14 protein-coding genes are annotated in these 18,285 nt (G+C 59.4%); 3 read left to right on the forward strand and 11 right to left on the reverse strand.

All coding sequences use genetic code 11. The features are described 5' to 3' along the window. Window positions 1–5: 5 nt before the first annotated feature. Window positions 6–1,556 carry a cytochrome c oxidase subunit I gene (gene ctaD, locus LVD12_RS12735; protein WP_237068106.1) on the reverse strand — a complete coding sequence of 517 codons (1,551 nt, stop codon included), beginning with the start codon at window positions 1,554–1,556 and terminating at the stop codon, window positions 6–8. 21 nt (window positions 1,557–1,577) lie between these two features. Then, entirely contained in the window at window positions 1,578–2,726 is a 1,149-nt protein-coding gene (coxB, locus tag LVD12_RS12740; RefSeq protein WP_237068107.1) for a cytochrome c oxidase subunit II, read from the reverse strand. 479 nt (window positions 2,727–3,205) lie between these two features. Here coxB and LVD12_RS12745 point away from each other — a divergent pair, with 479 nt between their 5' ends. Then, complete coding sequence (locus LVD12_RS12745; protein ID WP_237068108.1) at window positions 3,206–4,480, forward strand: MATE family efflux transporter; 1,275 nt, start codon at window positions 3,206–3,208, stop codon at window positions 4,478–4,480. A 133-nt stretch (window positions 4,481–4,613) separates the two neighbouring features. After that, window positions 4,614–5,285: a hypothetical protein gene (locus LVD12_RS12750; protein ID WP_237068109.1), complete on the forward strand. Its 672-nt coding sequence runs from the start codon at window positions 4,614–4,616 to the stop codon at window positions 5,283–5,285. A 172-nt stretch (window positions 5,286–5,457) separates the two neighbouring features. On the opposite strand, the gene LVD12_RS12755 is transcribed toward LVD12_RS12750, so the two are convergent. Genes LVD12_RS12755 through LVD12_RS12765 form a run of 3 tightly spaced genes read right to left on the reverse strand, consistent with a single transcriptional unit; the run spans window position 5,458 to window position 8,648 of the window. Further along, a complete protein-coding gene (locus tag LVD12_RS12755) occupies window positions 5,458–6,306 on the reverse strand; it encodes a hypothetical protein (protein WP_237068110.1) in 849 nt (282 codons plus the stop codon). A gap of 21 nt (window positions 6,307–6,327) precedes the next feature. Then, window positions 6,328–6,600, reverse strand: coding sequence for a YheV family putative zinc ribbon protein (locus LVD12_RS12760; RefSeq protein ID WP_237068111.1), 273 nt, complete (start codon window positions 6,598–6,600; stop codon window positions 6,328–6,330). Window positions 6,601–6,623: 23 nt separating this feature from the next. Continuing rightward, a complete protein-coding gene (locus tag LVD12_RS12765) occupies window positions 6,624–8,648 on the reverse strand; it encodes a M3 family metallopeptidase (RefSeq protein ID WP_237068112.1) in 2,025 nt (674 codons plus the stop codon). Window positions 8,649–8,770: 122 nt separating this feature from the next. Here LVD12_RS12765 and LVD12_RS12770 point away from each other — a divergent pair, with 122 nt between their 5' ends. Next, window positions 8,771–9,331, forward strand: a complete 561-nt coding sequence (locus LVD12_RS12770) for a gamma carbonic anhydrase family protein (protein ID WP_237068113.1) — start codon at window positions 8,771–8,773, stop codon at window positions 9,329–9,331. Window positions 9,332–9,371: 40 nt separating this feature from the next. Here the strand turns inward: LVD12_RS12770 and LVD12_RS12775 are convergent, their stop codons facing one another. The 6 genes from LVD12_RS12775 to LVD12_RS12800 all read right to left on the reverse strand — a co-directional run bounded on the left by LVD12_RS12775 (window position 9,372) and on the right by LVD12_RS12800 (window position 18,162). Further along, window positions 9,372–9,773: a hypothetical protein gene (locus LVD12_RS12775; RefSeq protein ID WP_237068114.1), complete on the reverse strand. Its 402-nt coding sequence runs from the start codon at window positions 9,771–9,773 to the stop codon at window positions 9,372–9,374. A 36-nt stretch (window positions 9,774–9,809) separates the two neighbouring features. Then, window positions 9,810–10,631 (reverse strand): shikimate dehydrogenase, encoded by an 822-nt coding sequence (gene aroE / locus LVD12_RS12780; RefSeq protein WP_237068115.1) that lies wholly within the window; start codon window positions 10,629–10,631, stop codon window positions 9,810–9,812. Between the two features lie 51 nt (window positions 10,632–10,682). Beyond that, window positions 10,683–11,117 carry a DUF6841 family protein gene (locus LVD12_RS12785; protein WP_237068116.1) on the reverse strand — a complete coding sequence of 145 codons (435 nt, stop codon included), beginning with the start codon at window positions 11,115–11,117 and terminating at the stop codon, window positions 10,683–10,685. 3 nt (window positions 11,118–11,120) lie between these two features. Next, on the reverse strand, window positions 11,121–12,026 hold the full coding sequence (hemF, locus tag LVD12_RS12790) for an oxygen-dependent coproporphyrinogen oxidase (RefSeq protein ID WP_237068117.1): 906 nt from the start codon (window positions 12,024–12,026) through the stop codon (window positions 11,121–11,123). 40 nt (window positions 12,027–12,066) lie between these two features. Beyond that, on the reverse strand, window positions 12,067–12,630 hold the full coding sequence (gene tsaC / locus LVD12_RS12795; protein WP_237068118.1) for an L-threonylcarbamoyladenylate synthase type 1 TsaC: 564 nt from the start codon (window positions 12,628–12,630) through the stop codon (window positions 12,067–12,069). Between the two features lie 330 nt (window positions 12,631–12,960). Continuing rightward, window positions 12,961–18,162 carry a S8 family serine peptidase gene (locus LVD12_RS12800; protein ID WP_237068119.1) on the reverse strand — a complete coding sequence of 1,734 codons (5,202 nt, stop codon included), beginning with the start codon at window positions 18,160–18,162 and terminating at the stop codon, window positions 12,961–12,963. Between the last annotated feature and the right edge of the window lie 123 nt (window positions 18,163–18,285).

The raw sequence follows: 18,285 nt of genomic DNA on the forward strand, positions 1-18,285 counted from the left end.
ACTCCTCAGCGGACCGCCGGCGGCGTGCTGAAGGTGTGGTAGGGAGCGGGTGAAGCCACAGTCCATTCGAGGCCTTCCGGGTTCTCCCACACTTCATCAGTCGCCTTCTTGCCGCCCTGGATGGTGCGGATCACGTTGAACAGGAATACCAGCTGGGAGGCGCCGAACAGGAAGGCACCGACACTGGCAATCTGGTTGAAGTCCGCAAACTGCAGGGCGTAATCGGGGATGCGGCGCGGCATACCGGCCAGGCCCACGAAATGCATGGGGAAGAAAGTGACATTCAGGCCAATGAAGGACAGCCAGAAATGCACCTTGCCCATGGTCTCGTTGTACATATTGCCGGTCCACTTCGGCAGCCAGTAGTAGACCGCCGCGGTGATGGAGAAAATTGCTCCCGGCACCAATACATAGTGGAAGTGGGCTACCACGAAATAAGTATCGTGATACTGGAAGTCCGCCGGTGCGATGGAGAGCATCAGTCCGGAAAATCCACCGATGGTGAACAGGATCACGAAGGCCACCGCGAACAGCATCGGGGTTTCAAAGGTCATCGAACCACGGAACATGGTGGTGACCCAGTTGAACACTTTCACCCCGGTGGGCACCGCGATCAGCATGGTGGCATACATGAAGAACAGCTCGCCGGCGATCGGCATGCCCACCGTAAACATATGGTGGGCCCAGACGATAAAGCTCAGGAACGCGATGGATGCGGTGGCGTACACCATCGAGCTGTAGCCAAACAGCGGCTTCCGGGCGAACGTCGGGATGATCGCTGACACGATGCCGAAGGCCGGCAGGATCATGATGTACACCTCGGGGTGACCGAAGAACCAGAACACGTGCTGGAACAGCACCGGGTCACCACCACCGGCAGCACTGAAGAAGCTGGTACCGAAGTGGATATCCATCAGCATCATGGTGACCACACCGGCGAGTACCGGCATGACCGCAATCAGCAGGTAGGCGGTGATCAGCCAGGTCCAGACGAACAGCGGCATCTTCATCAGGGTCATGCCCGGTGCGCGCATATTGAGAATGGTGGCGATGATATTTATCGCACCCATGATCGACGAGGCACCCATGATATGGATGGAGAAGATGAAGAAGGTCACGCTTGGCGGCGCGTACTCGGTCGACAGCGGTGCATAGAAGGTCCAGCCGAAGTTCGGCGCACCACCCTCCATGAACAGGGTCGACGCCAGCATCGCAAATGCGAATGGCAGGATCCAGAAACTCCAGTTGTTCATGCGCGGCAGGGCCATATCCGGAGCCCCGATCATCATCGGGATCATCCAGTTGGCCAGGCCCACGAATGCGGGCATGACCGCACCGAACACCATGATCAGGCCATGCATGGTGGTCATCTGGTTGAAAAATTCCGGCTGCACGATCTGCAGGCCGGGCTCGAACAGCTCAGCGCGGATCACCAGCGCCATACAGCCGCCAAGCAGGAACATGGCGAAGCTGAACCACAGGTACATGGTGCCGATATCTTTGTGGTTGGTGGTATAGAGCCACCGGGACAATCCGGGTTGGGGGCCGTGTGCCATAACTCTTTTTCCTCTCGGCTCTTACTGCTGGTTATTCTTAAAATTGAGGATGTCGATGGGCTGCACGGTATCGCCCATATCATTGCCAAAGGCGTTGCGCTGGTAGGTAATCACCGCCGCGATATCCGCCTCGGAGAGCTGCGGACCAAAGGCCTGCATCGCCGGGTTCTTGGGCGAGCCGTGCACCACGATGTCGAGGTGCTCTTTCATCGGGCCAGTGGCAATCGCGGAACCGGCGATAGCCGGGAAGGTGGGCGGGACACCCTGCCCGTTCACCTGGTGGCAGGCCGCGCAATTGCGGTCGTACACATCCTTGCCGCGGGCTAATAGCTCATCAAAGGTGAATGTCTTTTCCGTGAGCTCGCGCATCTTGGCCGCCTCGGCCGCTCGCTGATCGAGCCACTGGACGTACTCGGCCTGGGGCACTGCCTTGACCACGATGGGCATAAAGCCGTGATCCTTGCCGCACAGCTCGGCGCACTGGCCGCGGTAGATGCCCGGCTCCTCGACGCGAGTCCAGGCCTCGTTGACAAAGCCGGGGATCGCATCTTTTTTCACTGCCAGATCCGGCACCCACCACGCATGGATGACGTCGTTGGCGGTGATCAGGAAACGCACTTTCTTGCCCACCGGAACCACGACCGGCTCATCCACCTCAAGCAGGTAATTGCTGTTCTTGGGCAACTGGTTATCGATCTCGGCGCGCGGGGTGGAGAGATTGGAGAAGAAAGAAACATCCGACCCCAGATAGTCGTACTTCCACTTCCACTGGTAACCGGTGATCATGATATCGAGGTCGGCCTCCTCGGTATCGTAGATGTCGTAGAGAGTCTTGGTGGCGGGGATCGCCATCAGGATCAGGATCACGGTGGGGATGATGGTCCAGACCAGCTCCACCGCCGTACTCTCGTGGAACTGGGCCGCCTCGTAGCCCTTGCTCTTGCGGTGGCGCCACATGCTGTAGAACATCACACCGAACACCAGGGCACCGATGGCGACACAGATCCAGAAGATCAGCATGTGCAGGTCATAGGTGGTCTGGGCGACCTCGGTAACCCCCCGGGGCATATTGACCCCCCAGCGTTCCGGTGCCTTCTCTTCCGCCAGAACGGTGCTGGCCGGCAGCGCCGCGGCCATCAAGGCGAACAGCCGATTGAAGCCTCTCAACATCGCCTACAGATCTCCGTGTATAGCGATCCCCCCAGCCGGAGATTGACCTCGGTCAGTACTTCACAGGACGCACTGTCGCGGTCACGCACCCCAAATGGAGAGTCGTGATTATTATCTTCAGCCGCTGGCTGCGCACGGATAACTGGAGTCGCCGTGTCCGGGCATGCCGGTCACAGGGCTTTTCCACACATTCGTTGTGGACATGCTGTAGTAACACAAGACTACATACACTGGGCGGGAGGGGGTCCCGCGATACTGCCTTCAGTGCAACTTGTTATTCTTCGTTAAAGATTTTACTTCAGATGTCGTCGTCCGGAAGGTACAACCAACAACCTGTTTTGTTGCATCTACTTGCAGCTTCAACAGGAACACATCGCCAGCAAAAAGTCAATTAATCCGCCAACTTAAGTCCACGATCCATGTCCCGGTCACAATGTTCTGCCAGCCCCCATCGACGCGTCTGGGACCTCGCCTGGCCCATGATCCTGAGTAACATCTCGGTACCGCTGCTCGGCGCGGTGGACACGGCAATCCTCGGTCATCTCCCCACGGCCGAATACCTGTCCGGAGTGGCTATTGGTGCTGCTGTCATCAGCATGCTGCTGTGGGCTTTCGGTTTTCTGCGCATGGGAACGACAGGGCTGGTGGCACGGAACGCAGACGGTGGTGAAGAATGGCTGCTGCGGGCGCTGCTATTGGCCATCGCGCTCGGGCTGCTGCTGGTGCCTCTGGCCTGGCCATTGCTCGGCCACGCGGTAGAGTGGATGAATGCCAGCGCCGAGGCGGGCCCGCATGCCGAAGCCTACCTGAAGATCCGTCTGTTGAGCGCCCCGCTGGCACTGGCCAACTTCGCCTTGCTGGGGTTCTTCATCGGCCGGCAGGACAGCCGTGCTCCCCTCTACCTCCTGCTGGCCGCCAACCTGCTGAATATCGCCCTGGATGTGCTGTTCATCATTGGAATGGGGCTGGGTGCACGCGGCGCTGCCCTGGCAACCGTTTGTGCAGACATTGTTGCGTTTGCACTAGGTATCCGGCTCCTGCGACGCATCGCACCCGGAATGCCCGGCGCCCTGTTAGAGAAAATACGCCTGCCGGGCCTCTTGCCATGGCAGGATTCCAGGCCCTGGGCAGAACTGCTGCGCATCAATAGCGACCTGTTCCTGCGTACTCTGCTGTTGCTGTTCACGTTCGCTTTTTTTACGGCACAGGGAGCCGCGCAAGGCGACGACGTGCTGGCGGCCAACGCGATTCTGGTCCAGTTATTGATGATGACTTCTTATGCACTGGACGGTTTTGCCCATGCCACCGAAGCACTGGTCGGGAATGCCATTTTTCATCGGTCGCGCGCGCAGTTTCGGGCAACGGTTCGCAGTGCGGGAGGCTGGGCACTCGGTACCGCTGTAGCCATCACCGTGTTTTTCTCTGTGAGCGAGCCACTGCTGCTGCCACTGTTTACTGATCTGGATTCGGTACTCGCCGAGGCCACCCGAACTTATGCCTGGCTCTGTGCACTGCCTCTAATCGCTGTCTGGTGTTATCAGCTCGATGGTGTCTTTATCGGTGCAGGCAAAAGTCGGCAGATGCGGGACACCATGTTCATAGCCACTGCTTTGGTTTTTCTTCCGGCCTGGTGGCTCACACAGCAATGGGGCAACCATGGCGTTTGGTTCAGCCTTTTTTTGTGGTTCAGCGCACGCTCTATCGGATTGATCCTCTATTTTTACTACTACACTTGGAAAAACCAGTGGATCTGAAAAGAGCGATACCGGTTTCTTCGGCCAGCGATAATACGTGGACCCACTCAGCACCAGGATGTATTCGCATCGCGATCAGTTGAATGGCAAAACCAAAGCGGCAAGAGGGTTCTGGTGTTGAGCATACCGTTAGATGACACCAGACGAATACCATTCCCTTCATAGCATCATCCAGGACTCCATTTCCGGGGAGCAGCGCGACGGACGCTTCCGGGATTACCTGCGCGATAACCTGCCCGGGCTGCACCACACTATTGGCCTGCCCGACGGTGATGGGGTTCTGATCCTGACCAGCTTTACCATTCGCTATCTTGAAACTCTCCCTGACTGGTTCGAGCAGATGGTTTGCCTGTGTCGTACCGCCGGTATTTCCACACGCATACTGAGGCGTGTGTTCCGCCGCACTTTTGCCCGGGCGGAACGTTTGTCGTTATCCCGTGGTCAACCCCTCTCCCTCGAGGCACTGTTGCCCCACGGTTACCTGTGCCATCGGTTGCTGGAGGAGGCCAACGACCGTCTGCACTTTGCTCTCGGGATTCCGCTGCTACCGATGGATCCGCAGGTGGCCAACCTGGTGGTCAGGGAGTTGATCGGGGAGGAACGCGCTACGGTATTGGATCGTATCTGCCGGCGTGCAGCACGGGATTTTGACGATATTGAGCTGGCCAGTGAACGGGTGGTTGCCCTCATTCTCGCGCGACAGTGCCATTCAGCAACGCCGGGTCGCTGGCCAGATTTTGCCGGGCAGATGCGGATCAGGCTGCTGATTCCGGAGCTCGAGCCGGAGGCCGAGATGCTGCATTGACGGAGCAGGGTACAGCGGTATCGAAGACCGCATCACGACATCTAGAAACCCGAACTGGATTTCGTCTCACAGTTTTTTTCACAACAAGAAGCACTCAGGATGGAAAAACTTGGGCGGGCAGCAATCCCTCAGGGGCCCGCTGATTCTTTTCCCAATCCCCATTCAACTCACCTCAGATGCCCTCTCCTGGGTCAACACGCCGCTGTTGGTGACGAACCACCTGACGCCAGTTGCCGATCACATCATCATGACTCTGGGACAGGGCTCGGGTAAGGCTATCTACCGTGCGCCGCAGTGCTGGGTCATGGAAATAAAGGGTCCCCGCGCGCCGACTGTAACCGCGGCTGTTTTCCATCAGTAGCTGTGTCAGCGTTTCCCGGCGGGCGATGTAGCGCTCGATACTGCTGCGGGAAAAATCACCCGGTTGGTAAAAATCCAGCACCTCGGTCTGGATCTCAGCCAAAACCCGCTGCCGGGTCTTGCGGTCGAACTGGCTGGCCCCGAGCTTCGCGCTGAGGTCCGACTTGAGGTCGGCCAGATAGCGCTCAGCAGCACGCGCCGATACATGTAGCTGGCGCAGCAGCCGCGCTTGACGCATCCGGGATCTTTCCTCGATCAATCTTGCTGGATTCACTGGGCCTGCAACGGCGAGATTACCGACGGGGGCAAAAATCGTTGTGTGCTGACGGATGCTGTTTTCCGTCATGGCATCGCAGAGGGACAGCGATTGTGCGACCTGCGGAGAATAACCCCCGGCGCTCGCGGGCAGAATTTTGCCGGGCAAGTCAGCGACCGCTGCCTGCAGAGAAATTTCCTCCTGTCGGTGAAAGTCGGGCTTTTTCTTCCAGTCATTGGCCTGGAGCCGAAACAGCGACAGCATGCCCTGGTTGACGCAACTGGCCAGCAGATATGCCACCTGCTCGCGCTCCAGATCCTGGCGTCGCTGCCACTCTCCCGCCATGAGAGCGACCACAAGCAGTAAGCCCACTCCCAGCCCAACCAAACCGAGTGTCTTCTTCAATCGGGTTTTCCTCGGTATTTTTTACTTTTTATCTTTTTTATTGCCCGCGTCCGGATCGAGGATTTTTACCGGAGCCTCGATAGCCTCCTCCCTGCGCCGCTCGTTTACGCGGGTTGGCAGCTCTGCCGGGCCGGATTGAATCCGTATTTCATCCTTGAATCCACAGGACACACACTCGCGATAATTTTTGTCGTCGAACCGATAGTTGACGATCGTATCCATTTCACCGCAGCGGGGACACACCGCACCGGCAATAAAGCGCTTTTTCACCGGTTTTTTCTCTTCATTGTGCATAAATCACCTCTGCTCCGCAGACCTCAAGCCTCGATACCGGAATGGCGCAGCAATGCATCAATCTCCGGTGCGTGCCCGCGGAACTCGGTGAAAAGCTCCAGGGCATCACGGCTACCACCCTGTTCAAGAATGGTCTCCAGAAAGTGACCACCGGTTTCCTGGTCGAAGATCCCCTTTTCCTCGAATAGAGAGAATGCATCTGCCGACAGTACTTCCGCCCACTTGTAGCTGTAATAACCCGCGGCATAGCCACCGGCAAAAATATGGCTGAAACTGTGCTGGAAGCGATTCTCGGCAGCGACCGGTACAACACCAACCTCGCTGCGAACCCGGTCCAGTAACGCCTGTATGGCCCCTGCGGATACGTCTTCACCAAGGCAGTGCAGCTGGAAATCAAACAAGGCAAACTCCAGCTGGCGAACGGTAAACATCGCCGACTGAAAATTTCTGGCCGCAAGCATTTTCTCCAGCAACTGATCCGGTAAGGGCACGCCACTTTCATAGTGGCCTGAAATCATCGCTATGGCCTCCGGCTCCCAGCACCAGTTCTCCAGAAACTGGCTCGGCAGCTCAACCGCATCCCAGGCCACGCCGTTGATGCCGGATACCGGGCCGACATCCACACGCGTCAACATATGATGCAGGCCGTGGCCGAATTCGTGGAATAACGTTGTCACCTCATAGTGCGTGAGTAGAGAGGGTTTGCCACCCGCCGGGGGACTGAAGTTACATACCAGGTACGCCACCGGCAACTGGAGTCCGCCGATCCCCTGTCTTCGCGTGCTGACGGTATCCATCCAGGCACCGCCGCGCTTTTTCTCCCGCGCAAACGGGTCCAGATAGAAACCGGCCAGTTTTTCCCCTTGCCGTTTCAACCAGAAAAACTGCACGTCCGGATGCCATACGGCAACCGACGGATCGGCTTCCACCTGGATACCGAACAAGCGTCCGACGACGGCAAACATACCCGTAAGCACGCGCTCAAAGGGAAAATAGGGCCGCAACTCCTCTTGGCTCACGGCATAGCGTTCCCGTTTCAACTTCTCGCCTGCCCAGGCAATGTCCCAGGGCTCCAGCTGCTCCAGACCCAGCGTCTCAGCGGCAAAGACCTGTAGCTCGGCAAATTCCCGTTGGGCGGCCGGGCGAGCCCGGCTTGCCAGATTGCGCAGGAACTCCAGCACCGATTCGGTGCTCTCGGCCATCTTGCTGGCCAACGACAGTTCGGCGTAATTCTTCATGCCGAGCAACCTGGCCTGTTGTGCGCGGAGCGACAGGATCTCGGTCATGACCTCGGTATTGTCAAACCGGCCGGCTTGCTGCCCCTGGTCGGACGCCCGGCTGACAAAGGCGAGATGTACCATGCGGCGCAGGTCACGGCTGTCGGCGTGGGTCATGACCGCCAGGTAACTTGGCCCATCGAGGGTGATCAACCATCCCCGTTCGCCGCGGCTCTCGGCGGCAACGCGGGCGGTTTCTTTGGCGGAATCCGGCAGGCCGGCCAGCTCGGCCTCGTCTTCCGTGGTGTAAGTCCAGGCATTGGTGGCGTCCAGTACATTGTTGGCAAAGGTACTGGAAAGCTCCGCCAGGCGACGACTGTTCGCGGCAAACTGTTCCCGCTGTTTTCCCTCCAGCCCTACCCCGCCAAGTCTGAAGTCCCGCAGCGCCAGCTCGATGGTCTTACGTCGGGGCTGCGGCCACTGCTCGAATTCAGAGCTCTGTGCCAGCTGCCGATAGACGTCATACAGATCCCGGTTCTGCCCCAGGGCGGTCCAATATTCGGTAATTTTTGCCAATGCGCTCTCATAGGGCGCCCGCCAGGGGCCACTGAGTACACTGTTCAGGTGACTGACCGGTGAGAAGGCGCGACTGAGGCGGTCCTGGGCCTCCTCCAGTGGAGCCAGGGTCGTATCCCAGCCGGGTTTGAGCAGCCCCTGCTGCATGCTGGTATGGCAGGCTTCCAGGTGGGCGTCGATGGCGGGTGCCACCTGTTCCGGGTCCAGCCGGTCAAAGGGTGGAAGGAGTGAAAGTTCCTGCAGCGGGTTGGACATAAAACACCTTCGTTGAGAAATTGCTGGTGGAAGCTGAGCCCGGCTGCGCCATACCGCCGCGACAGCCTCCAGCGGTTATCATAGGGGAGGAAACCCGAGGATGATTGTACAGGAGCCTGCCCATGTCCCCATTGCGCCCCCACGGCGACGATACCGCACGAAAATCCCCCCAGCTCGGCGACAACGTCTACATCGATCCCCAGGCCGCAGTCATCGGCGATGTCGCCATCGGTGAGGACAGCTCCGTATGGCCCATGGCGGTGGTGCGTGGTGACATGCACCGTATCCGGATCGGTGCGCGCACCAGCGTCCAGGATGGCGCCGTCCTCCATATCACCCACGCCGGTCCCTTCAACGCAGACGGCTGGCCGCTCAACATCGGCGATGACGTCACCATCGGCCACAAGGCCTGTCTCCATGGCTGCACGGTGGGCAATCGCGTCCTGATCGGCATCGGCGCCATTGTCCTCGATGGTGCCGTCATCGAGGACGAGGTGGTGCTGGCTGCGGGCGCCCTGGTACCGCCGGGAAGGAAGCTGGAAAGTGGCTACCTCTATGTTGGGGCCCCCTGCAAGCAGGCTCGCCCGCTGAGTGACAGGGAGCGGGAGTTCTTCCGCTATTCGGCGCAGAATTACGTCAAACTCAAGAACGAGTACCTTTTGGCGGCACAGGCACAGAGCTGAGCCAATAGCGCTCGGCAACCAGAGCCACCTCCCCGCCGCACTATTTACCCTGCGCCCGCAACAGGCCGGAGGCAATCACGCCGCCGGCCGCACAGGCCATCCACACCACCAGTGGGGTCAGCGTACCCAGGCCAAGCCCGCCGGGCCCGTAGCCCCGCATCGGCAGGACCACCAGCAGCAACACAGCGGCGGGAATCAGTGAGAGGATGAGACCGCGGGAAAACCAGGCGCGCTGGAACGGTAGTAACAGCACCAGGCCGCAGATGCCGCCCCACACGACACGCTGGTAGAGGTAGGAATTGGACAGGTAGGGAGCGATGTCCACGCCCAGCCGATAGGAAAGGCCGTAACTGCCCATGGCCCACAATGCCAGCGCGTAGATCAGACCGCCGACAGCACCGGCGGTGAAACAAATGGACAGGTTGCGTAAAAATTCCCGCAAGGTTCCCCCCGAATTACATCAGTCATCAATGTTTAGTTAGTATTCAAACCGCGCTCGCAGCTGCTGTAGCACCGGTCCGGTATCCGGTTTTACGCCGCGCCAGAGCATGAATGACTCCGCAGCCTGGCCGACCAGCATGCCGAGGCCATCGGCAGAGACTGCACCCCGCCTGGCAGCCCACACCATGAATGGTGTGGGCTCGGGGCCGTACACCATGTCATAGGCATGTGTTCCAACCGCCACCAGCGCATCGCCCAACGGCGGCAGCTCACCGCCGAGACTCGCCGCGCTGGCATTGATGATCAGGTCGAAAGGTTCACAGAGCCCGTCAAAGCCTCCCCCGGTAAGGGCGCCGTAGCGACGGAATTCCCGCACCAGTTCCTCGGCGCGGGCAGTGGTGCGGTTGGCAATATGCAGCCGTGCCGGGCGCTGTTCCAACAGTGGCAGCAGGGCACCGCGGGCGGCTCCGCCGGCACCAATCATCAGCACCCGCTGGCCGGCAATGGGCCAGCCCAGATTTTCCCGGATATCCGCCACCAGTCCCGCGCCGTCAGTGTTGTCCCCGAGGATGGCACCATCCTGCTGCAGCGCCAGCGTATTGACGGCACCAGCCGCCCGCGCCCGCTCGGTCAGACGATCGGCAAATTCATAGGCGTCCAGTTTGAACGGCACGGTGACATTGAGGCCGCGGCCGCCAGCGGCGAAGAACCGCCGCGCCACGGGGGCGAACGCATCCCTGGGGGCGGCCAGCTTTTCATAGGCGATATCTTCACCGGTCTGAGCGGCAAAGGCACTGTGGATCTGCGGTGACAGCGAATGCTCCACCGGGTTGCCAATCACGGCATAACTGTCGGTCACAGGTTGTTCCAGCTTGTTTTGATTGGGCACCATCCCATGAAGCGGGTGGATTCAATGCGGCGCGCGCAGTGCCCGGCGCAATCTGGCGGTCTCGTCCACCGCAAACAGCGCATCGATCTGGAGGCCGTCTGGTCCATCGGTCACCAGGTACCGGGTCGTGGCGGTGTAGAGCTCAACCGGCTTTTCTGCCTCGCTCCGCAACAGGGTCCAGTTCAGGGAGACGAGACTGCTGCCGGCGTTTAAGGGCAGCTGGTCGGTGACTGTGCCCACGATCTGCCGGACGCCGAGCCGTCGGTAGAAACGCAGCAGTTTTTCCACATGTCGCACGAAGTCGAGGCGGTTAACGACCGACTTGGCGCCATCCTCGGCGTAATAGTGCAAAGGAAATCGATAAAAATCTGCGACCTGTTGGGCATCACCGCTTTCGAAGGTGCGCCGATAGTCCAGAAACAGTTTGCCGGTCCGCGCCTCACGCTCTCTGCCCATGCGCTACACCCAGTCCCGCGGGGGTAGAAAGTCCGTGTACAGCTTTGCCTCGGCGGAGCCGCGCTCAGGTTGCCAGTCATACTCCCACCGCACCAGTGGTGGCAGGGACATGAGGATTGACTCGGTGCGCCCGCCACTCTGCAGCCCGAACAGGGTGCCGCGGTCATAGACCAGGTTGAACTCCACATAGCGACCCCGGCGGTAGAGCTGGAATCGTCGTTCCCTCTCGCCGTATTCGATGTCCCGCCGGCGCTGCAGGATCGGCAGGTAGGCATCCAGGTAACTGTCACCCACGGCGCGCATCAGGGCAAAGCTGTTGTCAAACCCCCCTTCGTGGTAGTCATCGAAGAAGAGGCCGCCAACGCCCCGCGCCTCATCGCGGTGCTTCAGGTGAAAGTAGTCATCGCACCACTGCTTGAAGTGGGGATAGACATCCGGCCCGAATGGCATACAGGCATCCCGGGCTGTGCGGTGCCAGTGAACCACATCCTCCTCAAAGCCATAGTAGGGCGTCAAATCGTAACCGCCTCCAAACCACCACACGGGTTCAGCACCGGGTTTCTCTGCGACAAACAGGCGCACATTGGCATGGCTGGTGGGCACGTAGGGGTTGCGGGGGTGAATCACCAGTGAGACGCCCATGGCCTCGAACGATCGCCCCGCCAGTTCCGGCCGGCTGGCCGTCGCCGAAGGCGGCAGGCCAGCACCGTGCACGTGGGAGAAGTTCACCCCCCCTTTTTCAATCAGGTCGCCCTCTTCCAGGACCCGCGTTCGTCCTCCGCCCCCACCAGGCCGTTCCCAGCTGTCTTCACGGAAGGCGCTGCCATCGGCGTCACTGAGGGACTGGCAAATGCGGTCCTGCAAATCCAGCAGATAATGCTTCACTGCCTGGATATCCACTTCGCTCATGATTTCTCTATCCGATTGTCTTGATGGGTTGAGAGCGCTGTCAGCCCGCCCGCAGTACTCTGCCGGTAACCAGGTCGCGGATTTCACTCGGCGATTGCCGCCCACCGGTCGTGCCGCCACCGATAAAATCAAGCTCGTCGCCGAAGTAACGCAACACCTGGTACTTCTCCCGGGCCGGCTGGCAACCGGCGGGGTTGGCCGATGTGGAGACGATGGGACCACCGAAAGCACGGGTCAGCGCGCTGGTAAAAGGGTGGTTGGTACAGCGCAGTGCCACTGAGTGATGCGCACCGCTGATCCAGGGCGGCACGCGACCAAAATGGGGTACCAGCCAGGTCACGGGGCCCGGCCAGCTGACCGAGACTTTCTGCCGTTGCTCAAGGTCGAGGCTCTCCAGCAGTTCGCCGAAATCAGCCTGAGTGCCGGAGACCAGGATCAATCCCTTAGCCAGGGGCCGGTTTTTCAATTGCAGGAGGCGTTCTACCGCATCGCGGTTGAAGGGGTCGCAGGCGAGCCCCCAGACAGACTCGGTGGGATGGGCAATAACCCCCCCTGCCTCCAGGGCACGGGCGGCAAAGCGAACATCCAGGGCAGGAAACACCATGGGACTGTGACTCTTCCTTTTTTTGGACAGCAGTGGCCCTAGCGTTGAGGGTCTCGGCATTTGCCCGGCGCTCGTCCAGTCGTTAAGGCGGCGTCCATCACCGGCAGGTCAGTGCCAAGCCTTCAGGATAGTGACGAAGGGCTGCCCATTTCTTTTTCAACACCGGTTTAGCCGCTAACAGTGCAGCGGCAATCTACTGGATCCTGACAGTCTAGACAAACCCGATGCGCTGATTTTCTCGCAGCACAAACAAAAACGGCCAGCTGAAAGCTGGCCGTGGGAAAAGTTACTGTATCCCCGGCTATCCTGCCCGGGGATACAGCTGCGCCATCAGTGCACCACCGGCAGACGGCGACGGCGGATCATTCCCGCCAGAGCCATCAGGCCAAGCAGATAGTAGATGGAACCACCGCTCTTCTTTTTCTTCGGTTGTGCAGTTTCGACAGCAGGCGCTTCGTTCACGGTAACCGTCACGGTAGCTGAGCTGCTCTCGACGCCATCAGTGACCGTCACCGTGAACTCATGTTCACCAGCGGTCAGTCCCTCAACTGTCGGAGTGGCGGTATCGGCACCATCAATGGTTCCCGCACCGCTCCAGCTGAAGCTCAGTGCATCACCATCCGCGTCAGTGGTCTGGCTTGCATCCAGAGTCACGCTGTCGCCCTCAGTGATGGTGACATCACTGGCAACAACCACGGGTGCGTCATTGACCGGGTTGACGGTCAACAGGAAGGTCACGCTGCCGATATCAGTCGTAACATTGTTATCCCGCACTGTAACCGTTACTTCGGTTTCACCGGAGAAGTTGGCATCCGGGGTGATATCGAAGGTGCCACCGGCACTGTGGTCGTGGACCACGGCGCTGATGTGCTCACCGGTCACTTCGATGGTGTTGGCAACCGGATCCGCGTCGGCGTAGAAGACCTGAATGCCCTCGAGGGTCTCGTCTTCATTCACCACCTGATCGGTGATCGGGCTGACGGACAGGTTGCCGTTCACGACGATGTCCTGGACGGTGCGCTTGGCATCAGCGTATTCCATGGCATTGTCGAGGCTGACACTCAGTGTCTTACCGGCTGCAGACTCATTGACGCGAGCCTGGAACTTCACCTGCATGGCGCTCTTTTCCGGTCCCTGGTAGTCGTAACAGATTACCAGGTCGTCGGTCAGGAGCTCGTCCAGGTTGTTGTAGCCAACGTTTTCACCGAGGAAGCCGTTCAGCGGTCCGTTCGGAGTCATGAAACCATTGGCCTGCTCGACACCAATCGCGCCATCGCGGAGATCGCCGGAGAGGTTGTCATAGGCCATGATGATTTCGTGCTTACCCTCGCGGTAATCGATGCCATTGCGCAGGATCACCTCGAAGTCCACCTCAGTACCGGTTTCAGGATCAACGACGTTGTCATACTCCAGGAACACCAAGTCACCCAGGTCCGGACGCTCTTCGGCATACTGGTTGGCGATGGTCAGGCCACGGACTTCTTCCGGAGAGTTGAAGTAATCCGCCTCGAAAGAACCGCGCCAGAAAGGCATTACCGCAGACATGGCGAAGCCAGAACCGGCAGGGCGGTGCCAACCCCACATCCACCAGTTCTCGTCCATGTGCAGGAGGCCATTCGGGAAAATGTTGACAAAGCCTTTATGTGGCAGGCCATACAGGGGGATGTCAGCCCCTTCTTTCCAGAACAACCACTCGGTCGGGACCTGAATGGCATCGCGGAAGGTCGCTCCGCCTTCCCACAGTCCGACCAGCGGTCGGATACGGAACTCGAGCAAGTCGATATACCCACCGTCGGAGTACTCATCGATCAGCGGCGTGTGGCACATCTGGCTGGTGGCGTTGGTGGTAACAACGTACTCACGCGGGACGTCGCGGGTCGTCGGTTGTACACCAGCAAGGCTGATGATGCCGTTTTCGACCACCAGGCCTTCGACGTTCTCGCTAACTTCAACGGAACCATTCACGAGAGTCAGGCCCTGCGGCAGGCTCGTGATGATGTCGTAACTCCGGTCGGCGGACTCCATGTTGTGACGCACGTCGAGTACGAAGTCGAGGATGTCGCCCGCTTTTGCGGTCTTCTGGCTGATCTCCAGATCCACCTCATCCTTTCCACGCTCGAGACGCAGGCTGGTAAGCCCCATGCTGCCCGGTGTATTGGCAACACCCAGGTCAAAGGCACCGTAGTAAACCTCACCTTTGATGGCCTCGGGCAGGTTCCAGTCCAAGGCGATATCCACGGCGTTGGCACCATCAGTAGACTGCGGTGCGGTAACGGTCATGTTGTCCTCGGCAGAGTGCTCGCCAATGACAGCATAACCACCGGTTACCTTGCCAGGCTGGTTACCAACCGGGAAGTTGCCACCCCAGGAGGAGTTGTGAATTATCCCCCAGTACATACCCGGTTCCGGGTTGTTGATCACACAGTAATTGTTCACACCCGGGTGGAATGAGGTACAGACCAGTTCATCCCTGTACTCGGCCGTGTCAGCAAAGTCCGGACCGCTGCCATTGCGGTCGATACCAACCATCACAGACGCCTGGCGATCCTGCTGCTCCGGATCGAGCGCCTCGTAATCGTAGGCCTCGACAACCAGCTGCTTGGTGTTCTCCGGGACATCGATCATCATCCAGCCCCAGCCACGGTCGGCACCCATGTTGCCGGGAGAGACGTAGATGTTGCCGCGACCCAGGTCGAACTCGTGTACGTTCGCCTTGGTGAGGCCGTACTGGCGTACTTCAACAGAGCCGGTTTCCGGCAGCTGCAGCCCGCCGACGATCTCCCGACCCTGCTCGCGATGGATCTCCATCTCGACACGATCCGGCAGTGCGCCACGCTCGAAACCGGCCACGACAGGCATGTGGCTTCGCGGGGAGGCGTTGCTGGCTTCCGTCAGGATGACATCCCCATAGAAGAAGGCCTCGTCCGTGTCCGCGCCCGGTACACCCTCCATCGGGTTCTGGGAGCCGGCATCGAACATGTCCAGCATCTCGACAGAGACCATCAGGTTCTGAGTCTCACCAGCCTGCAAGGTGAATTGCTCGGGTGTGACAGAGACCTTCACGTCGGTGTTGTACTTGCTCTCGGTGCTGGCAGTCCAGGTACCGTCCTTGGTGGCGCGCACGGTGCGTACCCAAGAGCAGCCCTGACGACAGTCCATGTTGACCATCGAGGGGGTGTTCAACCACTCGACGCGCCCACCCTCTTTCGGGTTGGCGGCCAGGTAGTTTTCACCGGTCTCATCCATGACCAGGCCTGCCTGTACGGCAGCGGCCACATTGATGCTGCCCGCACCCTGACGGAAGAAGTCCTGTAACTGTGCTTTTCCGCCATTGTAGGACATGCCGTAGGCCTCACCGGCCGTCAGCATCAGGGCCGACTGGATCTCTGCCGGTGTCCAGTCCGGATGTGCCTGGTCGATCAGGAGCATCGCACCGGCGACCTGCGGGGACGCCATGGATGTGCCGCTCATGAAGGTCCAGTCACTGGGGAACGGGAAGTTGGTGAAGGGCTGATCGTCCGCATTCGCCGCATAGATATCGACACCCGGCGCCGCCAGTGCGGGTACCAGGTAGTTCGGGTTGGTGCGGCTCGGGCCACCGGAGCTGAACGGTGCCATGATATGGCCCATCTCAGGGTCCGTGCCGTAGGTGGTCACACTGGCAGAGATGTCCGCGGTGTTGACCATCTCCTGGTTGGCATTCAGCCAGCCCACGATATTGCTGCGAGCGGAGGCATCGACATGAATACCGGGGATGGAATACACATCGGCCACCAGGTTGTCACCCCAGCTCACGTTGCCGAGCACGAAGCCCTCGGCACCACCCGCGGCGACATTGTCTGCCTTGGCGACCCGGGCAATTTCGCCACGGTCACACAGAACGATTACCGGCTGTGCGCTCTCATCCACATCCGGGGTGGCAGTATCGTCCGCGAAATCGAACGTACCGGCCGGGAACGGCTGCTCGCACAGTCCCGGTGCCATGGTTGAGTTGGGGTTTTCATAGTTTCCGGCATAGACGATGCGGCCACTGATGCCATCGGAGTAGCTCTTGCCGTTGAAAGTCTTGCCGTTGACACGCCAGGTCTGGGCGGTGCCACCGGAGAAGTTTCCGATGGTTTTATCCGCTTCTGACAACACACGGTCATGGGTCAGGGCGCCCACGGAGGTCAGCCAGGGGGACGTGTGGTCAGTGGTGTAGTATGCACCCGCGTTACCCGCTGCTACCGCGACGTTGACGCCGGCATTGCGGGCGGACAGGAAGGCCAGTTCCATCGGGTCTTCCCAGGGGAAGGATTCCTGGCCACCGATGGAGAAGTTGATCGCATCCACACCATCGGCAATGGCGTCGTCGATGGCAGCGAGAATCGCTTCTTCCGGACAGCCGGTGTACTGGTCCTGAGCAGCGGCATTACCCGCGTAGCAGACCTGGTAGGAAACGATATTGGCATGCGGGGCAATACCGGAAGTTCCCGGGAAGTTGAACGGCAGGTCGATGCCATCAGACGTGGTGGTGTTCTCCGGGGACTGCAGCGGGGTATCCATCAGGATATTACCGCCGGCGGTGCTCGCGACATGGGAGCCGTGGCCATGGTAGTCCTCACCATTGGCGGGACGGCGGTTGCTGAAGGGCTGCCAGTACTTGTAGACATCGGTGATAACCGAGTAGGAGCGTACACCGATCAGCTTGTCGTTACAGAGGGATGCATTGGCCTCACAGTCACCGAGGTAAACGCCATCACCCAGCGGGTTGGTGTGCTCGTAGCCGTCCCCGCCCACTGCCGCAAATGCGGGGTGATCGGTATTGATACCGGTATCGATGATACCCAGGATCATACCCTCGCCGGCGTGCGGCAAGCCCTGTGTGACGGTGCCATCATGCACCTGGTCCGCACCGAGGAACTCAACGGAACGGTCAGAATTCAATTCAAAAGTACGGGCCGGCGTAATGCGCTTGATCTCAGGCATGCTCGCCAGGCGCTTGGCGTCATCCTGGGTCATCCGCACGGCCATGGCATTGGTGGCCATGGTGTACTGGCGCTTGAGTTCAATGCCAATACCACGTGCTTTTGCAGCACCCAGCACTTCCTGTTGAACACGGCTGAGGTGACTGCGGTACTGCGCTACAGCACTGTTATTCTGCAGGTCCCGGAATTTTACTCCGGGCTTGGTGGGCGCGGTGGCCTGGAATTGATCGACTCCGCCACGGTAGGTGACGACCGGTTTGTCCTTGAGCTGGACAATATAGGTCTGCTCACCATAGACCCCGGCCTGGGGTTCAAATACTGAACCACCAGCCTCTCGGGTCTGGTTGACCCCCAGCTGTCTCTCTTCGTAAATACTCCCCTGAACTTCAACGGCTTCTTGCTGCTGGTCGGATCCTTTGATCATTTCCAGTGTCAGCTTTGAAGCATGAAGGCCAGTACGGTGCTCCCCCACAGAGTCGACCGCTGCTGCTCCGCCAGCCACATAAAGGGCCGTGAAGCTTGCGATCAGGCACTGTGAAAACCGTGCCTTTACATCTTTATTCATGCTTATTATTCCTACTTTAGCAGCGTTTCATTGGCCCCTACCGGGATACCGGGCGACCTGAAACCCCCTTTTTCTTTACCCAAATTCGCAATTTTTATTGCAACGCGTTTTTATAGAGAAAGG

Origin of the sequence: Microbulbifer guangxiensis (assembly GCF_021729075.1) — a bacterium.
GTDB lineage: Bacteria > Pseudomonadota > Gammaproteobacteria > Pseudomonadales > Cellvibrionaceae > Microbulbifer > Microbulbifer guangxiensis.

Excerpts from the sequence above, each read along its gene's own strand:
- hemF (WP_237068117.1), bottom strand. The coding sequence starts at position 12,026 with ATGAGCGAAGTGGATATCCAGGCAGTGAAGCATTATCTGCTGGATTTG.
- LVD12_RS12760 (WP_237068111.1), bottom strand. The coding sequence starts at position 6,600 with ATGCACAATGAAGAGAAAAAACCGGTGAAAAAGCGCTTTATTGCCGGT.
- LVD12_RS12750 (WP_237068109.1), top strand. The coding sequence starts at position 4,614 with ATGACACCAGACGAATACCATTCCCTTCATAGCATCATCCAGGACTCC.
- ctaD (WP_237068106.1), bottom strand. The coding sequence starts at position 1,556 with ATGGCACACGGCCCCCAACCCGGATTGTCCCGGTGGCTCTATACCACC.
- LVD12_RS12765 (WP_237068112.1), bottom strand. The coding sequence starts at position 8,648 with ATGTCCAACCCGCTGCAGGAACTTTCACTCCTTCCACCCTTTGACCGG.
- LVD12_RS12800 (WP_237068119.1), bottom strand. The coding sequence starts at position 18,162 with ATGAATAAAGATGTAAAGGCACGGTTTTCACAGTGCCTGATCGCAAGC.
- coxB (WP_237068107.1), bottom strand. The coding sequence starts at position 2,726 with ATGTTGAGAGGCTTCAATCGGCTGTTCGCCTTGATGGCCGCGGCGCTG.
- LVD12_RS12770 (WP_237068113.1), top strand. The coding sequence starts at position 8,771 with ATGTCCCCATTGCGCCCCCACGGCGACGATACCGCACGAAAATCCCCC.
- tsaC (WP_237068118.1), bottom strand. The coding sequence starts at position 12,630 with ATGGTGTTTCCTGCCCTGGATGTTCGCTTTGCCGCCCGTGCCCTGGAG.
- LVD12_RS12785 (WP_237068116.1), bottom strand. The coding sequence starts at position 11,117 with ATGGGCAGAGAGCGTGAGGCGCGGACCGGCAAACTGTTTCTGGACTAT.
- LVD12_RS12745 (WP_237068108.1), top strand. The coding sequence starts at position 3,206 with ATGATCCTGAGTAACATCTCGGTACCGCTGCTCGGCGCGGTGGACACG.